We start from the raw sequence: 14,665 nt of genomic DNA, 5'->3' as shown, positions 1-14,665 counted from the left end.
TAAACTTCCTTGCCGTTTCTTTGTCACTCTTTAAGAAAATTATAAAAAACTTTTAAAATTTAATGAGACTCACACAATTCAAAACAATAAAAATTACTCTGCTTTTTCTTTGCCTTTCCTTTAGTTTATTTGCCCAAACTGGCGGTAAAGCCAAAATAACTGGTATCCTTAAAGATGCTCAAACCCAAGAGACCATTCCATTTGCCACCGCTGTTTTAACAGACAAGGCAACAAAGGCAAATGTTAAACTTGCCCAAACAGATATGAATGGTGCTTTCACTTTGCCAGATTTACCAGCTGGAACTTTTACTTTTAAAATTAGTTTTGTTGGCTATCAAACTATGGTGAGAGACAATGTCGTTATCACACCAACAAGCGGAACGCTAAATTTCGGTGAAATTAAAATGAAAACCGCAGCAGGCAACGCTCTTAAAGATGTTACGGTAACCGCACAAAAAGCAACCATGCAATTGGGTATTGATAAAAAGGTATTTTCAGTAGATCAAAGTTTGGTAAGCGAGGGTGGTTCAGCTGGAGATTTATTGCAAAATGTGCCTTCGGTATCGACAGACATGGATGGAAACGTAAGCTTACGTGGTTCGACAGGCGTTAAAGTTTTAATTGATGGTAAACCATCACTAATTGCTGGTGGTAATGTGGCGCAAATTCTGGCATCGATTCCAGCAAGCTCTATCGAAAGTGTTGAATTAATTACCAATCCATCTGCTAAATATGATGCAGAAGGCCAGTCGGGTATTATAAACATTGTTTTAAAGAAAAACACCAAATTAGGTTTTAATGGCTCCGTTGCCTTAACTGCTGGAAACAGAGACAACTACAATGGAAATACAAATTTGAGTTTTCAAAACAGCAAAGTTAACCTTTATGGTAATTACAGCTATCGCTATGGCAATCGTCTTGGAGGCGGTTTCCAGGATATTACTTATAAAACCCCTACTTCTTCCACTTATTTCGCAAATCAAAGTACAGTATCAAATTCTTTAGATAAAGGGCACAATGCTAAGGCTGGTTTAGATTATTACATCGCACCAAAAAGTGTATTGAGTTTATCTGGCGGTTTCAACTCGAGAGAAAACGAACGGAATGAAACACTTAACATTCAACAATTAGGCGCCTCGTTAAACCCTGTTTTATTAAGCAATAGAAAAAACTTTAACGATGGTTATGGAAATAGTTATGACTTGAACGTTGATTATTCTCAAAAGTTTAAAAAACCAAAAGAAGAATTGACTTTCAATTTCGGGTATTCATCGGGCAATAACAACAATGACCAAACTTATAACACCAATACAACGAATAGAAACGGTACGCCGATTGATGAAACGCTAAGTTTACAACGAGTTTTTAATACTGGAAATAATTCTAACTATAACATTCAGGCAGATTATGCTTTACCTGTAGGAAAATCGGGCAAGGTGGAAGCTGGTTATCGTAGTCAAATTCGTTTGGGAGAAAACAACCAATACGCAGATTCGATACCAACAAATACTAGCATTTACGTCCAAAACAACAAGTTAATTAACAATTTCGATAGTAAAGATCAAGTTCATGCACTCTATTTAAACTATCAAAACCAAATTAAAGATTTTGGATATCAAATCGGTTTGAGAGCAGAAGATGCACGTTTAGATACAGAATTAGAAGGTTACACTGGCAATGTACTAACTAACAGCAATGGTAACATCCACTATAAAAGAATATACCCAAGTGTATTTTTAACTCAAAAATTAAAAGGCGATCAGCAAGTTCAGGCAAGTTATACCCGCCGCGTTAATCGTCCAAGACCATGGGATACTAATCCATTTCTTGATGTATCAGATCCATTAAACTATCGAGGTGGTAATCCTAATTTGTTACCAGAAGATGTTCACTCTTTCGAATTGAGTTACAGCAAATACTTTAAGAAGGTAACTTTTACTTCGAGTTTGTACTTCCGTCAAACAAATGATGTAATCCAACGCGTTAGAAGCACACCTGTTAATGGAATTATTACCTCCACTCCTCAAAACTTAACCAACCAAATTAATAGTGGTTTAGAATTAATTGGTCGCTTTGATTTGGTTAAGGCTTTAAACTTTACCACAAACGTAAATCTTTACCAAGCTAAGTTTGCTGGCGATACTAGATTCGATATTGCGCCAACTAGTGGCTTTGCCTGGAACGCGAACGTAACCGGTAATTTAACGGTAGCGAAAAATGTGTCTATACAGGTAAGAGGCGATTATCGTGGCCCAGAAGTAATGGCGCAGGGTAAACGAAATGCGATGTATGGAATTGACGGCGGTGCCAAATACGATTTCCCAAACAAAAAAGCCTCGCTTAGTTTTAACATTAGGGACATCTTAAATACCCGCAGATGGAACATGACGACAGAAGATCGATCAACCATTGTTGATTTTGAACGTAGAATGCAGGGAACTATGGGAAGTTTTACTTTCTCTTATCGTTTCGGAAAAACATTATTTAATAATACTAAAAAACCAAAGAAAGAAGATCAGCAGGAAAGCAGACCTGATGAGGGTTCATTCTAACAATAGCTTATTAAGGCGTTCCGAAAATCCTCGGAACGCCTTTTTTTCTTATCCGCAATTTGTGCCATATTTTCTATCTTGCGTCATGGAAGAAATTAATCCCTGGCAAACCCTGGAAAGCCAGGAAAAATATGATAATAACTGGATTCGACTTACTGAACACCAGGTTATAAATCCATCTGGCGGAAAAGGAATTTACGGCGAGGTTCATTTCAAAAACCTTGCAATTGGCATATTGCCACTGGATGAAAACCATAATACTTGGTTGGTGGGCCAGTATCGTTATCCCTTAAAAGCCTATAGCTGGGAAATTCCCGAAGGCGGGGGCCCGCTGGATGAAGATCCCATTGAGAGTGCAAAGCGGGAGTTACTGGAAGAAACTGGCATGAGTGCGAAACACTGGCGAGAAATTCAGCGGATGCATTTATCTAATTCTGTAAGTGATGAATTGAGTATTATTTATGTCGCTACTCATTTATCGCAGGGCACCGCGACACCCGAAGAAACTGAACAGCTCGTTGTAAAAAAATTACCTTTCCAAGAGGTTTATCAAATGGTTTTAGATGGAAATATAACCGATTCGATGAGCGTTGCTGCGATTTTGAAAGCAAAATTGATGATGTTAAATCAAGAGTTGTAATTTCAAATTCATAGCATTGGTTCGAATCATTATCTTTGCGCAATTAAATAAACCAAATGAGTAAGTTTTTCGGTTACCTATTAACCCCGGTATTTTATTTCTTTTTCGGACTAATGCTTTGCATTTTTCATCCCATTCAATGGATATGTTTTAAGCTTTTTGGCTATAAAGCACACAAAGTTTCAGTAGACGTTCTAAACTTTTTTTTAACCTATTGCCAGCTGTTTTTGTTGAATTCGATAAGTTTTAAAAACGATTTTAATTTACCAACCGATAGACCAATTATATTCGCAGCTAACCACCAAAGCATGTACGATATCCCTTCTTTAATTTGGTTTTTAAGAAAATATCATGCAAAGTTTATTTCGAAAATTGAATTAACTAAAGGCATTCCATCTATTTCGATTAATCTTCGCTTAGGTGGTGGTGCAAACATTAATAGAAAAGATAATAAGCAAGCGATTTCCGAAATTATAAAACTCGGCCGCAGAATGAAGGATAATAACTGGAGCACAGTGATTTTTCCTGAAGGAACCAGAGCCAAAGACGGGCGAGTAAAAACATTTCAGTTTGGGGGTGTAGCAACCTTATTAAAAGTTGTCCCAAACGCTTTAGTTGTACCCGTAGCAATCGAAAATTCCTGGAAAATTGTTCGTTTTGGTATGTTTCCGCTTACTGTTGGTAATGCTATAAAATGGACCGTTTTAAAGCCCATTGAACCATCCGAAAAAACCGCTGAGGAAATTACTTTAGAAATTGAAACTGAAATCAGAAAGGTATTGGGGCAGCATTTAGTAACTGGATAAACGATCATCCACGAAGATATAAAGTCGATCTATAATTGACTTACCTTAAAACTAAATGTTTTTATTACCGATAACTTTAAAGAATTCATCGCGGTAAGTATCGCCTACTGGAATTATCTTTTTGTTAATTGTAATTCGGCTTCGCTCAATGCTTTCAATTTTATCAACCGCTACAATATAAGATTTGTGCACTCTGATAAACTGACTTTGTGGCAAGGCTTCTTCCATCTTTTTCATGCTTTGAAGCGTTATAACACGTTCATCTTTAGTAAAAATGGAAATATAATCTTTCAATCCTTCAATGTATAAGATATCATGAAGATAGATTTTTTGAATTTTATGCTCAGTTTTAACAAAAATAAAATCTTGAACTGGATTAGGAGAGCCTGAAAATGGTGCGGGTGTTATTAAAGGCTGAATTTGTGGTGGTGCAACATCAGCAGGCTTTTGCTGGTTATGAACTTTCTCTACAGCTTTATAAAAACGGTCGAAGGCGATTGGTTTTAAAAGATAATCAGATACATTTAAATCATAACTTTCCAAAGCATACTCTGGATATGCTGTGGTTAGAATATAATGGCACTTGTTACCTGCAATTTTTAAAAATTGTATTCCAGTAAGTTCGGGCATTTGAATATCAAGGAAAACTAAATCAATGCCGCCACCCTGAACAATCTGTAAAGCCTCAATCGGATTTTCGCATCGCTTAACCATGGTTAAAAAAGGTACTTTGGAAATATAATCTTCCAAAATATCCAATGCTAAAGGCTCATCATCAACAACAATACAGTTTAAATTCATTTTGGTAGCTATTAATTTTCAATAAAAAGATAAAAAAATCGGGTATTTGGTTCGCAATTTAAATATCAATCATCAACTCGCAAGTATAATGAGTAGCCGAATTTACAACATTTAATTTATATCTGTCGGGATAAATAAGCTGTAACCTACGCTCTACGTTTGGCAAACCAACTCCGCCTTGTGCATCTTTATTTTGGTTATTCTTTTTATTGATTACACTAAAATGCAAAATTTTCTGGTTCGCAATAATATCAATTTTAACTGGTTCGGCAGGATCGTTAACCACTCCATGTTTAAATGCATTTTCTACAAAAGAGATTAACATTAAAGGCACAACTTTCTGATTATCAATTTCGCCGTTTAAAGTCATCTCAATAAAAGCACCGTCTTTAAACCTTATTTTTTGCAGTTCGATATAGTTTTTTAAATAATCAACCTCTTTACTTAAAGCCACCGTAGGTGTATTACTTTCATAAATCATGTAACGCATAATTTCCGAAAGCTTCATTATCGCATCAGCGGTTTTATCTGATTTTTGGTAAGCCAAAGAATAAATATTATTTAAGGAATTAAATAGAAAATGTGGGTTTAACTGCGATTTTAAAAACTGCAATTCCATTTCTTTACGCTCACTTTCCAGGTTTCTTTGAATACTTTGGCTAGAAAACCAATCGATAATAAAGCTGATAATGCTACTACTTACCAAGAAAAATCCAGCGATTAATGCTTTTCCAACTGCGTATTGATTTACGGTGAATTCGCCTGCCTTACCATCTGCTTTATAGCCCAGCATATCAACAGGATTTAAAACAGCAATTACCGTTTTTACTAAAGATGAAGCTGCAATAATTAGAAAGAAGGCAATAATATAAAACAAATATTTTTTTCTCTTCTTGATAAACTCTGGAATCAGGAAAATATAATTGATGTAAAACACCGAAACGTTTAAAACCCCGAAGATTCCGAAAGAAATTAATTGACGTTTAATACTTACTTCCGAATTACCACTTACCATCAAAAAAACAGCGATGATTAATATAATAACCCAAAAAAAACTATGCAATATTAGCGGCCCTCTACTTTTTTTCATATTAACTTTCTATAGGAATGCAAGCTGCAAAGCTCACAATTTAATCGTGCAACCAAAATAAATAAAGAAACTTATAATTAACTATACAATCTACCAACTGGCTTTTTTTTTCTACGAACGGTCCATCGGGCAAAATTTATCGACAAACGCCAAAAACACCCGTTTATCTATAATCTTTAACACTTGGTATAATAGATTTTAGCAGGATAATTTTCTTCTGTTTCTTTGAACTATCAAAACGAAACAACCATGAAAAAATTAGCCAACACCTCGCCATTTTTACTTTTATTATTACCTGTATTTATGATGATAGTTTTAACACTTACTATCAACACAAATCAAAACGATAATGGAGAAATAGTAGTTAAACCTGCTAAAACTTCGACTTCAATTGTAAAACAAGCTACCGCTATTTTTAAATAAGCATGAGTAATTTTGCAATTGAAACTGTTGGTCTTAACTTTAACTTTGGCAACCAGACCATTGTAAAAGATTTATCGCTACAAGTACCCAAGGGTAGTATATATGGTTTTTTAGGGCCAAATGGCGCTGGTAAAACCACCACTATAAAAATCTTGCTAAACCTGCTTCAGTCGCCACCTGATCAGGTTTTTCTTTTTGGTAAAGAAATTAACCGCAATCGTATTGCTACGCTAAAACGTGTTGGTGCTTTGGTAGAGCAACCTGCTATTTACGGTCATTTAACTGGAAAAGAAAATCTCATAAACCGTTGTATTTTATTGGGCATTAAAAAAAGCAAAGCTGATGAAATGCTTGCATTAGTTGGCCTTACAGAAGCTGCAAATAAAAAATCGACCAAATATTCTTTAGGTATGAAACAAAGATTAGGCATTGCCTTAGCTTTAGTTTCAGATCCCGAACTCTTGCTTTTGGACGAACCTACCAATGGTTTAGATCCTAATGGAATTATTGAAGTTCGTAACCTGATGATAGATCTTGCCACCCATCACAATAAAACCATATTAGTTTCCAGCCATTTATTAGCTGAAATAGAACGTACTGCAACCCATGTTGGCATTATAAATAAAGGACAATTATTGTTTCAAGGCACTATTGATGAGCTTCATTTGCTGAGCAAACCTATGCTCGAAATTGATGTAGATAAAACCGGTGAAGCTGCTACTTTTTTACGCCAATCGGGTTACCAAATTACCGATCAAACCGCTAAAAAAATCATTATCCCGTATGTAAGCACCAAAGTAAGCGGAACCGTAAACACCTTATTAATTCAGAATGGTTTTACCGTTTCCAGTTTGTACCAACAAAGAAAAGATTTAGAAAACCTTTTCTTAGACATCACCAAAAACAATTAATATGCGCTCTTTATACATTTCTTTAGTTTCCGAGTTTTACAAATCAAGAAAAACGCTGGCATTTTGGGCAGCTATTTTATTACCAGTAGTTATTTGCTCGCTTGTATCATTTGGTTTTTACTCCAGCTCTGATAAAATTTTGCCTTTAAATTATCCAGGGTTAATGTTATGGGCACGATATAGTGGCGCAACATTAAACGTTATGGGTATGTTAATAATGCCTTTTTATGTAATTTTTATGGCCTTTTCGGTAAATAACATCGAACATAAAAACGATACATGGAAAACACTTTTCGCCCAACCGCTTAATAAGTTTTCTATTTATGCCGCAAAATATATTTATGCGGTTTTACTAATATTTATTTGCTTGTTTTTATTTGCAGCATTAACTTTTGGTTTTGGTTATTTATTGCAGATTTTGGTTCCAAAATATACCTTCAATCAATATAACCCAGCTACTTTTTTAATAAATTCTTACAGTAAATTATTCCTTTCCTCTTTGGGCATCTTATCACTTCAATTTATTTTGAGCTTAGTTTGGTCCGATTTTCTTAAACCAATGGGTATTGGTTTTGTGGGTACAATTATGGGTATTGTAACCGCTAGCCTTAACTGGCAGTATGCTTACTTAATTCCATATAGTTTGCCTGCCTTAGCATTAAGAATTACTAAAATTAAAAAAGGTGGCGATCCATTAGCATTTGAAGTATTTACACAAGAAATATACACAAGCTTAATTTATGCAACAGTATTTTTCGTAATAGGATACTTCGTTGTATCTAAAAAAAGCATCAAATAATATATCGAAGATTTTTTTTGGAAAGCAATTGCAGCTTTCCAGTTAATGTAAGTCCTTCTTTACACTTCAAGCCCGCACTCAAAAAAAATGAGAGCGGGCTTTTTGTTGCAATAAGGTTTATTTAACTCCGTTTTCTGCTACAAACTTAATTACTCCCCATCCATTTGCCGACAAAAAAAGTCTAAATGCAACTTTGTAACGATGTAAAAATCTCATTGTAAATAGTTTAAAGCGTACATAAACCTTATTTTTAGCTTTAAAATCAATCCAAGCTAACTTAAAAATGATAAAAAGATTTACAACAACCGCACTAGCCTTAGGTTTTTGCGTTTCTGTTTTTGCGCAAGACGCTCCCGATGCCGCAATTATTCAAAAACTAAGAAAAGAAGGCCTTGAGAATTCTAAGGTAATGGACATTGCATTTAACCTTACAGATGTTAATGGCCCTCGTTTATCAAATTCACCTGGTTTAAAAAGAGCTCAAGAATGGGCCGTTAAACAACTTACCGATTGGGGATTAAAAAATGCTCATTTAGAATCGTGGGGAACCTTTGGTAAAGGATGGCAAATCGACAAATATTATGCTGCTACAACTTTACCATATTACCATGCACTTATTGCTTCGCCTAAGGCTTGGACACCAGGTACAAATGGCCCAATTAAATCTTCAGTTGTATTAATAAAAGCAGATAGTGTTTCAGACTTAGCAAAATACAAAGGAAAACTTGCAGGCAAAATTGTAATGATGGATGCAGGCGCACCACTTCAAAGTGGCTTAAAACCAGATTTCAATCGTTATGCAGATTCTACTTTAACACAAATGGCTGATGCAAAACCAATGGCTGCTGGTGCAAGAGGCGGGCAACGCCCAGGTGCTAATAATATGATGGCGCAAATGATGAAGATGCGTGAAGTACGTGCAGCAATGAGCGCTATGCTTGTTGAAGAAAAAGTAGGTTTAATTTTAACTTACGCTCGTGGCGGTCAAGGTACATTCTTTACCAGCAATGGTGCTTCGTATGCTTTAGATGCTAAACCAGTATCTCCAGAATTAGAAGTTGCGGCAGAAGATTACTTACATATTCTTCGTTTATTACGTGCTGGCAAACCTGTAGAATTAGAGGCTGATATTAAAACTTCGTTTTACGATCAAGATCCTCAAGGCTATAACGTAATTGCCGAAATTCCAGGAACGGATAAAAAATTAAAAGAAGAGTTGGTTATGATTGGCGGTCACTTCGATTCGTGGCACGCAGGAACTGGTGCAACAGATAATGCTGCTGGTTCTGCGGTAATGATGGAAGCTGTGCGCATTTTAAAATCAATTGATTTTAAACCAAAACGTACTATACGTATTGCACTTTGGAGTTCGGAAGAACAAGGTTTATTCGGTTCGAGAGGTTATGTTGCAAAACATTTCGGCGACCCAAAAACGATGGTTTTAACGCCAGATCATAAAAAAATATCGGCTTATTATAACTTAGATAATGGTACTGGAAAAATTCGTGGTATTTATTTGCAAGGTAACGCTTCAGCTGGTCCAATTTTTCAAAGCTGGTTAACACCATTTGCCGATTTAGGTGCTAAAACAGTTACCATAAGCAATACAGGCGGTACAGATCATCAGGCTTTTGATGCAGTTGGCATCCCAGGTTTCCAGTTTATACAAGATCCTGCAGATTATAATACACGTACGCACCACAGTAATATGGATACTTACGATAGGTTAGTTGAGGATGATTTGAAACAAGCATCTACAATTGTTGCCTCTTTTGTTTATAACACTTCGCAACGCGATGCTCAAATCCCAAGAAAAGAATTGCCTACCGTTCCAGCTGCTGCTGCAACAGGAACTGCAACACCTGCTCGTAATTAAAACAAAAAATACTTTTACTTTTAGTAAAAAACGCCTTGCCAAAATAAATTGGCAAGGCGTTTTTGCCTATTTAATATTCCGAGAAAGACAGAAGTCTATTTCTTATTATCGTACTTTCTTTGATTGTCTTTATTCGAAGTCTGGTCGGAACGTTGTCCCCCGCCATTGGTTATACCTTGAATTTTCTTATCTGTTTTTAAATCGTGATTTGCCCTATCGGCAATAGAACTTCCTTGAACGGTTGAATTGTTCTTTGGTGTGCTCGCATTTTTCATAACGGTAAAGTTTAGTGAATAAATAATTTACTGAGCGTTATTATAGTAACCTTTAATAAATGGAATTGGTTTTATTTATTTTGATTATTGAAGGATTTCGATGCAACAAACCCTGTTAAGAAAACCGGATTACGGTGAAAATAATCCTTTTTTGCAGGCGTTCGGCGAGATTATAATGATATTGACAAAAAGATCGAAACGAAAGCCGGACTGATAGTTTGAAAGAACTACTGGCTTTCGTCTTCAAATATTTATTAACTAGAACACCTATGCAATTAGCTTTTTAGTTCAGATAACCTTCACAACCTGTTGTATTAAATCGATTACTTGGATTGGTTTTTGTTTTATGTTGTTTTTGATTACTAATTTAGCACCAAATACAACAAAACAAATACGTGAAAAAAAACCTATTCTTATTTATTGCAATCTGCATTGCCACAATTTCGGCAAACGCACAAAAGCAAACCTATCTGGAAATGTTAGCCAATCAGCCAAAATGGGTTGATTCTGTGTTTAACAAATTAAACCGTAGAGAACGGATTGCACAAATGTTTTTCGTACGTGCCCATACTAATTTAGGGCAAAAATATACTGATTCAGTTGGCTTGGTGATTAAAAAGGAGCAACTGGGTGGCGTAATTTTCTTTCAGGGTGGGCCTGCAAGGCAAGCTGCGGCAACTAACGCTTACCAAAAAGTGAGCAGAGTGCCATTAATTGTTGCTAACGATGGAGAATGGGGATTGGGAATGCGTTTAGATAGTACGATTTCTTTTCCTTATCAGATGACTCTAGGCGCGATTCAAAACAAAGAATTGCTGTATAAAATGGGTTTGGAAGTTGCTAAAGATTTTAAACGCATGGGTATGCAAATGAATTTAGCCCCCGATGCTGACATTAATAACAACGCGAAAAACCCAGTTATTAACTACCGTTCGTTTGGCGAAAATAAATATAATGTGGCAGTGAAAACTGGCGCATATATGAAAGGTATGCAAGATGGAGGTTTATTAACAACTTTAAAGCACTTTCCTGGGCACGGCGATACAGATGTAGATTCGCACTATGATTTACCGCAACTTACCTTTAGCGCAACCCGTTTAGATACCTTGGAAATGTATCCGTTTAAAGAATTGATTAAGCAAGGTGCATCGGGAATTATGATTGCGCACATGAATATTCCATCGTTGGATAATACGCCAAATTTACCTTCTACGCTGTCAAAACCAATTGTTACAGGAATTTTAAAGGAAAAATTAGGCTTTAAAGGGTTAATTATTTCAGATGCGATGGACATGAAAGGCGTGGTGAAATATTTTAAAGATGGGGAGGCTGATTTATTAGGGATTATCGCTGGAAACGACATTTTGGAACTTTCTGAAAACAGCGACAGGGCTATTAAATTGGTTCGTAAAGCTGTCAGACAAGACAGAATTGATATGAAAACGATTGATGAAAGCGTGAAAAAGATTTTAACAGCTAAATATTGGGCTGGTTTAGGTAAACGCGATACAATTGTTACCCAAGGGATTGTTGCAGGTGTTAACCGCAACGCAAGTAATGCTTTAGTACAAGAGCTGGCTAACGCATCGGTTACTTTATTAAAGGGAAAAGATTATATTAAAAACATGATTCCCATTAGAAGAACTGCAATTATTAGTATTGGAGTTCCTTCGGTTACCAGATTTCAGAAGGAGATTTCGAAAGGTTTTTACAACTCGGTTTATTACGTTTTAGATAAGGATGCAAGTGCGACTCAAATTTCGAATATTGCACGTGAAATTGGTGCTTTCGATCAGGTAATTGTAGGCATTCATGATGCTCGTTCCCGTCCTGGAAACAACATACCTTTAAATGCTGGAGTTAAAAATTTTATTAAAGATTTATCGACTAAAAACGCAGTTTTTGCTTTGTTTGCAAACCCTTATAACCTTGCTGGATTACCTGGTTTAGAAAACAGTAAAGGTTTGGTTATTGGCTATCAGAAAGAAGACTATATGCAAATTTCTGCTGCAGCAGTGATTAATAACAGATTAGTTCCTACTGGCAAACTTCCTGTTAGCATTGCTCCAAACTATAAATTTGGCGATGGATTGTAAATTTTAAAAATATAATTAAACAAGAAAGGCGAATGAAAATCATTCGCCTTTCTTGTTTGTAAACTATTCTTCTGGGTTTATTGAAGATCCTTATTTATAATGTTTTTAGCTTTTACTTTGCTTTAACCTTGTAAGTTTCTGGATTTACCGCTTCAACCGTCCACCCTTTTAAAAATGAAATGGTTTTTTTCACATCGTGGCCAACTTTTCTTTTGCCGTTTTCACCAATTTCTTCTGATTCTAAATATGCTGAGTTTTCGATATGCAATACTTTGCCTTTGCCATTTAAAACTACGAAAACAGGGTAACCAAAACGATTTGGGAAACCAAGATATTTCATAGCTTCATCATTATGATGATCTTTATCCCAGTTTACTAAAACAAATTCATAGTTATCATCAATAGCTTGTTTTAGTGTTGGCGTTGTTTCGACCAAATTGTGGAAGGCAATACACCAGCTACACCAGTTTCCGCCAACTTGCACTAACACATGTTTGTTTGCTTTAGCAGCTTTTTCTGTAGCCGCTTTTAAATCGGCTAATGCATTCGCATCAGGGTTGTAAATATGAACACCTTCTGTTTTTGCCTGACTGAAAGCCGCAGTGGAAATAAATACCGCAGCTAATAAAATGAATATTCTTTTCATATTTTTTTAGAATGATAACACAAACTTAATCAAGTCGACCAATCTAATAGATTATTATCGAATTCTTTACAGAAGAAATACATTTTCACAAAAGCTTATCTTTGTGCTTTCGATGGATTTTTTAGACCTACATACGCACAAAACCGCACAGAAAATTGGTGTTCACAGCATTCAGAGTTTATCGCTAACAAGCGATATTTTTCTGGCTATGCCTAAAACTAAACCCATTTCAATTGGCCTACACCCATGGTACGCTACGCTTGATAAATTGGATTTGCAGATGAAATACCTAGGTGTTTTGGCTAACCAGGCGAATGTTAAATTAATTGGGGAATGCGGGTTAGATAAACTTAAGGGCGAAAATATTGAGCATCAAATCATCATACTGGAAAAGCAAATTGCACTAGCAGAAAAGCTTGGTAAACCGCTGATTTTACATTGCGTTAAATCCTTTTCAGAATTAATTGGAGTTAAAGATCGATTGAGCGTTAAAGTACCGATGATTATTCATGGCTTTAATAAAAATGAGGAATTAGGTAAGCAATTAATTGCAAAAGGTTTTTTACTTTCTTTCGGAGCTGCAAGTTTGAAAGAGAATTCTGGTGCTTCCAAATTAATGAAGCAGTACGATGATTTTTTTTTAGAAACCGATGATTCGGAAACATCAATAGAAGAAATCTATCAAGGGGCAGCTAATTTGAAAAAATGTTCGATTGATGAAATGAAAGCAATTATTTTTGCAAACTGGAAAAAATTGAATTTAATTTAAATAATTAACCGCAGAACAGATAAACACAGATTTTAAAGCCCAAAATCTGTGTTTATCCTTTTCATCTGTAGTAAAAACATAAATAATATGTCTGATATAAGCTGGCTTTCACGCTCTGCTCTTTTAGTAGGAAATGATGGAATTGATAAACTTCAATCTAAACACGTTTTAGTTATTGGCTTAGGAGGCGTTGGTTCTTTCGCTGCCGAATTTATTTGCCGTTCAGGAATAGGCGAAATGACAATTGTTGATGGTGATGTAGTTGACCCAACCAACCGTAACAGACAATTACCAGCTTTAGCTACCAACCACGGTGTAGGCAAAGCCGAAATTATGCAAGAGCGTTTGTTAGCTATAAATCCTGAATTAAAACTCCATGTGGTTAATACTTTCCTAACGCCAGAGAAATGTAGAGAAATTTTAGAATCGAACTTTGATTATATTATGGATTGCATTGATAGTGTGATGCCGAAAATTACGCTATTGGGAACTGCACTGAAAAAAAATATCCCAATTGTAAGCTCTATGGGTGCAGGTGGTAAAATGGATCCAACCAGATTAAGAATTGCGATGTTGCCCGATACTTATCAATGTGTTTTTGCCAGTTACGTACGCAAACGTTTAAACAAATTAGAAAATGCATCTAAAATAAAAGCTGTTTTTTCTACCGAACAAATGGATAAGAACTCGATGATTATGACCGACGGAAGTAATTTTAAACGCTCGGCTTACGGAACGGTTTCTTATTTACCCGCTGCCTTCGGTGGTGCTTGTGCCTCTGTAGTAATCCGCGATTTACTGGGTTTAAAAATAGAAATGGCCGAAAGACCATTAAGGATTAGCCATAAAACCTTAGCAAAAAGAAAAATTAAAAAGAAATAGCTGCCGATCAACTGTTGATATCCTGATTTCGGGAAAATTTTAAATTGTTGTAAGTTAGGTGTTGTTAAAAAACAACCCCGCCCTACAGCCACCCTTTTT

At 35.8% G+C, this 14,665-nt stretch carries 14 protein-coding genes; 10 read left to right on the top strand and 4 right to left on the bottom strand.

The window, feature by feature from the left end:
- Positions 1 to 62: 62 nt before the first annotated feature.
- The 3 genes from ACZZZI_RS11695 to ACZZZI_RS11685 all read left to right on the top strand — a co-directional run bounded on the left by ACZZZI_RS11695 (position 63) and on the right by ACZZZI_RS11685 (position 3,998).
- The gene (locus ACZZZI_RS11695) at positions 63 to 2,552 is read left to right on the top strand and encodes a TonB-dependent receptor (protein WP_316755407.1); all 2,490 of its coding nucleotides are present in this window, start codon (positions 63 to 65) and stop codon (positions 2,550 to 2,552) included.
- An 85-nt stretch (positions 2,553 to 2,637) separates the two neighbouring features.
- A complete protein-coding gene (locus ACZZZI_RS11690; protein WP_316755405.1) occupies positions 2,638 to 3,192 on the top strand; it encodes an NUDIX hydrolase in 555 nt (184 codons plus the stop codon).
- Between the two features lie 56 nt (positions 3,193 to 3,248).
- The gene (locus ACZZZI_RS11685; RefSeq protein WP_316755402.1) at positions 3,249 to 3,998 is read left to right on the top strand and encodes a lysophospholipid acyltransferase family protein; all 750 of its coding nucleotides are present in this window, start codon (positions 3,249 to 3,251) and stop codon (positions 3,996 to 3,998) included.
- 51 nt (positions 3,999 to 4,049) lie between these two features.
- On the opposite strand, the gene ACZZZI_RS11680 is transcribed toward ACZZZI_RS11685, so the two are convergent.
- Together ACZZZI_RS11680 and ACZZZI_RS11675 are read right to left on the bottom strand one after the other, a co-directional pair.
- Complete coding sequence (locus ACZZZI_RS11680) at positions 4,050 to 4,799, bottom strand: LytR/AlgR family response regulator transcription factor (protein WP_316755399.1); 750 nt, start codon at positions 4,797 to 4,799, stop codon at positions 4,050 to 4,052.
- A 58-nt stretch (positions 4,800 to 4,857) separates the two neighbouring features.
- Positions 4,858 to 5,889 carry a sensor histidine kinase gene (locus tag ACZZZI_RS11675; protein ID WP_463489508.1) on the bottom strand — a complete coding sequence of 344 codons (1,032 nt, stop codon included), beginning with the start codon at positions 5,887 to 5,889 and terminating at the stop codon, positions 4,858 to 4,860.
- Between the two features lie 249 nt (positions 5,890 to 6,138).
- Here ACZZZI_RS11675 and ACZZZI_RS11670 point away from each other — a divergent pair, with 249 nt between their 5' ends.
- The 4 genes from ACZZZI_RS11670 (at position 6,139) to ACZZZI_RS11655 (ending at position 9,898) form a co-directional block, all read left to right on the top strand.
- On the top strand, positions 6,139 to 6,312 hold the full coding sequence (locus ACZZZI_RS11670) for a hypothetical protein (RefSeq protein WP_316755394.1): 174 nt from the start codon (positions 6,139 to 6,141) through the stop codon (positions 6,310 to 6,312).
- 2 nt (positions 6,313 to 6,314) lie between these two features.
- Positions 6,315 to 7,223 (top strand): ABC transporter ATP-binding protein, encoded by a 909-nt coding sequence (locus ACZZZI_RS11665; RefSeq protein WP_463489507.1) that lies wholly within the window; start codon positions 6,315 to 6,317, stop codon positions 7,221 to 7,223.
- Between the two features lies 1 nt (position 7,224).
- The gene (locus ACZZZI_RS11660) at positions 7,225 to 8,022 is read left to right on the top strand and encodes an ABC transporter permease (protein ID WP_344767889.1); all 798 of its coding nucleotides are present in this window, start codon (positions 7,225 to 7,227) and stop codon (positions 8,020 to 8,022) included.
- A 283-nt stretch (positions 8,023 to 8,305) separates the two neighbouring features.
- Positions 8,306 to 9,898: a M28 family metallopeptidase gene (locus tag ACZZZI_RS11655; protein ID WP_424059177.1), complete on the top strand. Its 1,593-nt coding sequence runs from the start codon at positions 8,306 to 8,308 to the stop codon at positions 9,896 to 9,898.
- Between the two features lie 95 nt (positions 9,899 to 9,993).
- Here ACZZZI_RS11655 and ACZZZI_RS11650 read toward each other — a convergent pair whose 3' ends face one another.
- Positions 9,994 to 10,173: a hypothetical protein gene (locus tag ACZZZI_RS11650; RefSeq protein WP_316755386.1), complete on the bottom strand. Its 180-nt coding sequence runs from the start codon at positions 10,171 to 10,173 to the stop codon at positions 9,994 to 9,996.
- A 395-nt stretch (positions 10,174 to 10,568) separates the two neighbouring features.
- Between ACZZZI_RS11650 and ACZZZI_RS11645 the strand changes: the two genes are divergently transcribed.
- Positions 10,569 to 12,269 carry a glycoside hydrolase family 3 protein gene (locus ACZZZI_RS11645; protein WP_463489506.1) on the top strand — a complete coding sequence of 567 codons (1,701 nt, stop codon included), beginning with the start codon at positions 10,569 to 10,571 and terminating at the stop codon, positions 12,267 to 12,269.
- 112 nt (positions 12,270 to 12,381) lie between these two features.
- Here ACZZZI_RS11645 and ACZZZI_RS11640 read toward each other — a convergent pair whose 3' ends face one another.
- A complete protein-coding gene (locus tag ACZZZI_RS11640) occupies positions 12,382 to 12,915 on the bottom strand; it encodes a thioredoxin family protein (protein WP_316755382.1) in 534 nt (177 codons plus the stop codon).
- Positions 12,916 to 13,027: 112 nt separating this feature from the next.
- Between ACZZZI_RS11640 and ACZZZI_RS11635 the strand changes: the two genes are divergently transcribed.
- Together ACZZZI_RS11635 and ACZZZI_RS11630 are read left to right on the top strand one after the other, a co-directional pair.
- Positions 13,028 to 13,684, top strand: coding sequence for a TatD family hydrolase (locus ACZZZI_RS11635; protein WP_463489505.1), 657 nt, complete (start codon positions 13,028 to 13,030; stop codon positions 13,682 to 13,684).
- 87 nt (positions 13,685 to 13,771) lie between these two features.
- The gene (locus tag ACZZZI_RS11630; RefSeq protein WP_316755378.1) at positions 13,772 to 14,566 is read left to right on the top strand and encodes a tRNA threonylcarbamoyladenosine dehydratase; all 795 of its coding nucleotides are present in this window, start codon (positions 13,772 to 13,774) and stop codon (positions 14,564 to 14,566) included.
- The last annotated feature ends 99 nt before the right edge of the window (positions 14,567 to 14,665 follow it).

This window comes from Pedobacter sp. AC190 (assembly GCF_979258025.1).
This window is presented reverse-complemented; position numbering and strand designations above follow the sequence as displayed.

Coding starts and splice junctions, on each gene's coding strand:
- ACZZZI_RS11695 (WP_316755407.1), top strand. CDS start 63: ATGAGACTCACACAATTCAAAACAATAAAAATTACTCTGCTTTTTCTT.
- ACZZZI_RS11690 (WP_316755405.1), top strand. CDS start 2,638: ATGGAAGAAATTAATCCCTGGCAAACCCTGGAAAGCCAGGAAAAATAT.
- ACZZZI_RS11685 (WP_316755402.1), top strand. CDS start 3,249: ATGAGTAAGTTTTTCGGTTACCTATTAACCCCGGTATTTTATTTCTTT.
- ACZZZI_RS11680 (WP_316755399.1), bottom strand. CDS start 4,799: ATGAATTTAAACTGTATTGTTGTTGATGATGAGCCTTTAGCATTGGAT.
- ACZZZI_RS11675 (WP_463489508.1), bottom strand. CDS start 5,889: ATGAAAAAAAGTAGAGGGCCGCTAATATTGCATAGTTTTTTTTGGGTT.
- ACZZZI_RS11670 (WP_316755394.1), top strand. CDS start 6,139: ATGAAAAAATTAGCCAACACCTCGCCATTTTTACTTTTATTATTACCT.
- ACZZZI_RS11665 (WP_463489507.1), top strand. CDS start 6,315: ATGAGTAATTTTGCAATTGAAACTGTTGGTCTTAACTTTAACTTTGGC.
- ACZZZI_RS11660 (WP_344767889.1), top strand. CDS start 7,225: ATGCGCTCTTTATACATTTCTTTAGTTTCCGAGTTTTACAAATCAAGA.
- ACZZZI_RS11655 (WP_424059177.1), top strand. CDS start 8,306: ATGATAAAAAGATTTACAACAACCGCACTAGCCTTAGGTTTTTGCGTT.
- ACZZZI_RS11650 (WP_316755386.1), bottom strand. CDS start 10,173: ATGAAAAATGCGAGCACACCAAAGAACAATTCAACCGTTCAAGGAAGT.
- ACZZZI_RS11640 (WP_316755382.1), bottom strand. CDS start 12,915: ATGAAAAGAATATTCATTTTATTAGCTGCGGTATTTATTTCCACTGCG.
- ACZZZI_RS11635 (WP_463489505.1), top strand. CDS start 13,028: ATGGATTTTTTAGACCTACATACGCACAAAACCGCACAGAAAATTGGT.
- ACZZZI_RS11630 (WP_316755378.1), top strand. CDS start 13,772: ATGTCTGATATAAGCTGGCTTTCACGCTCTGCTCTTTTAGTAGGAAAT.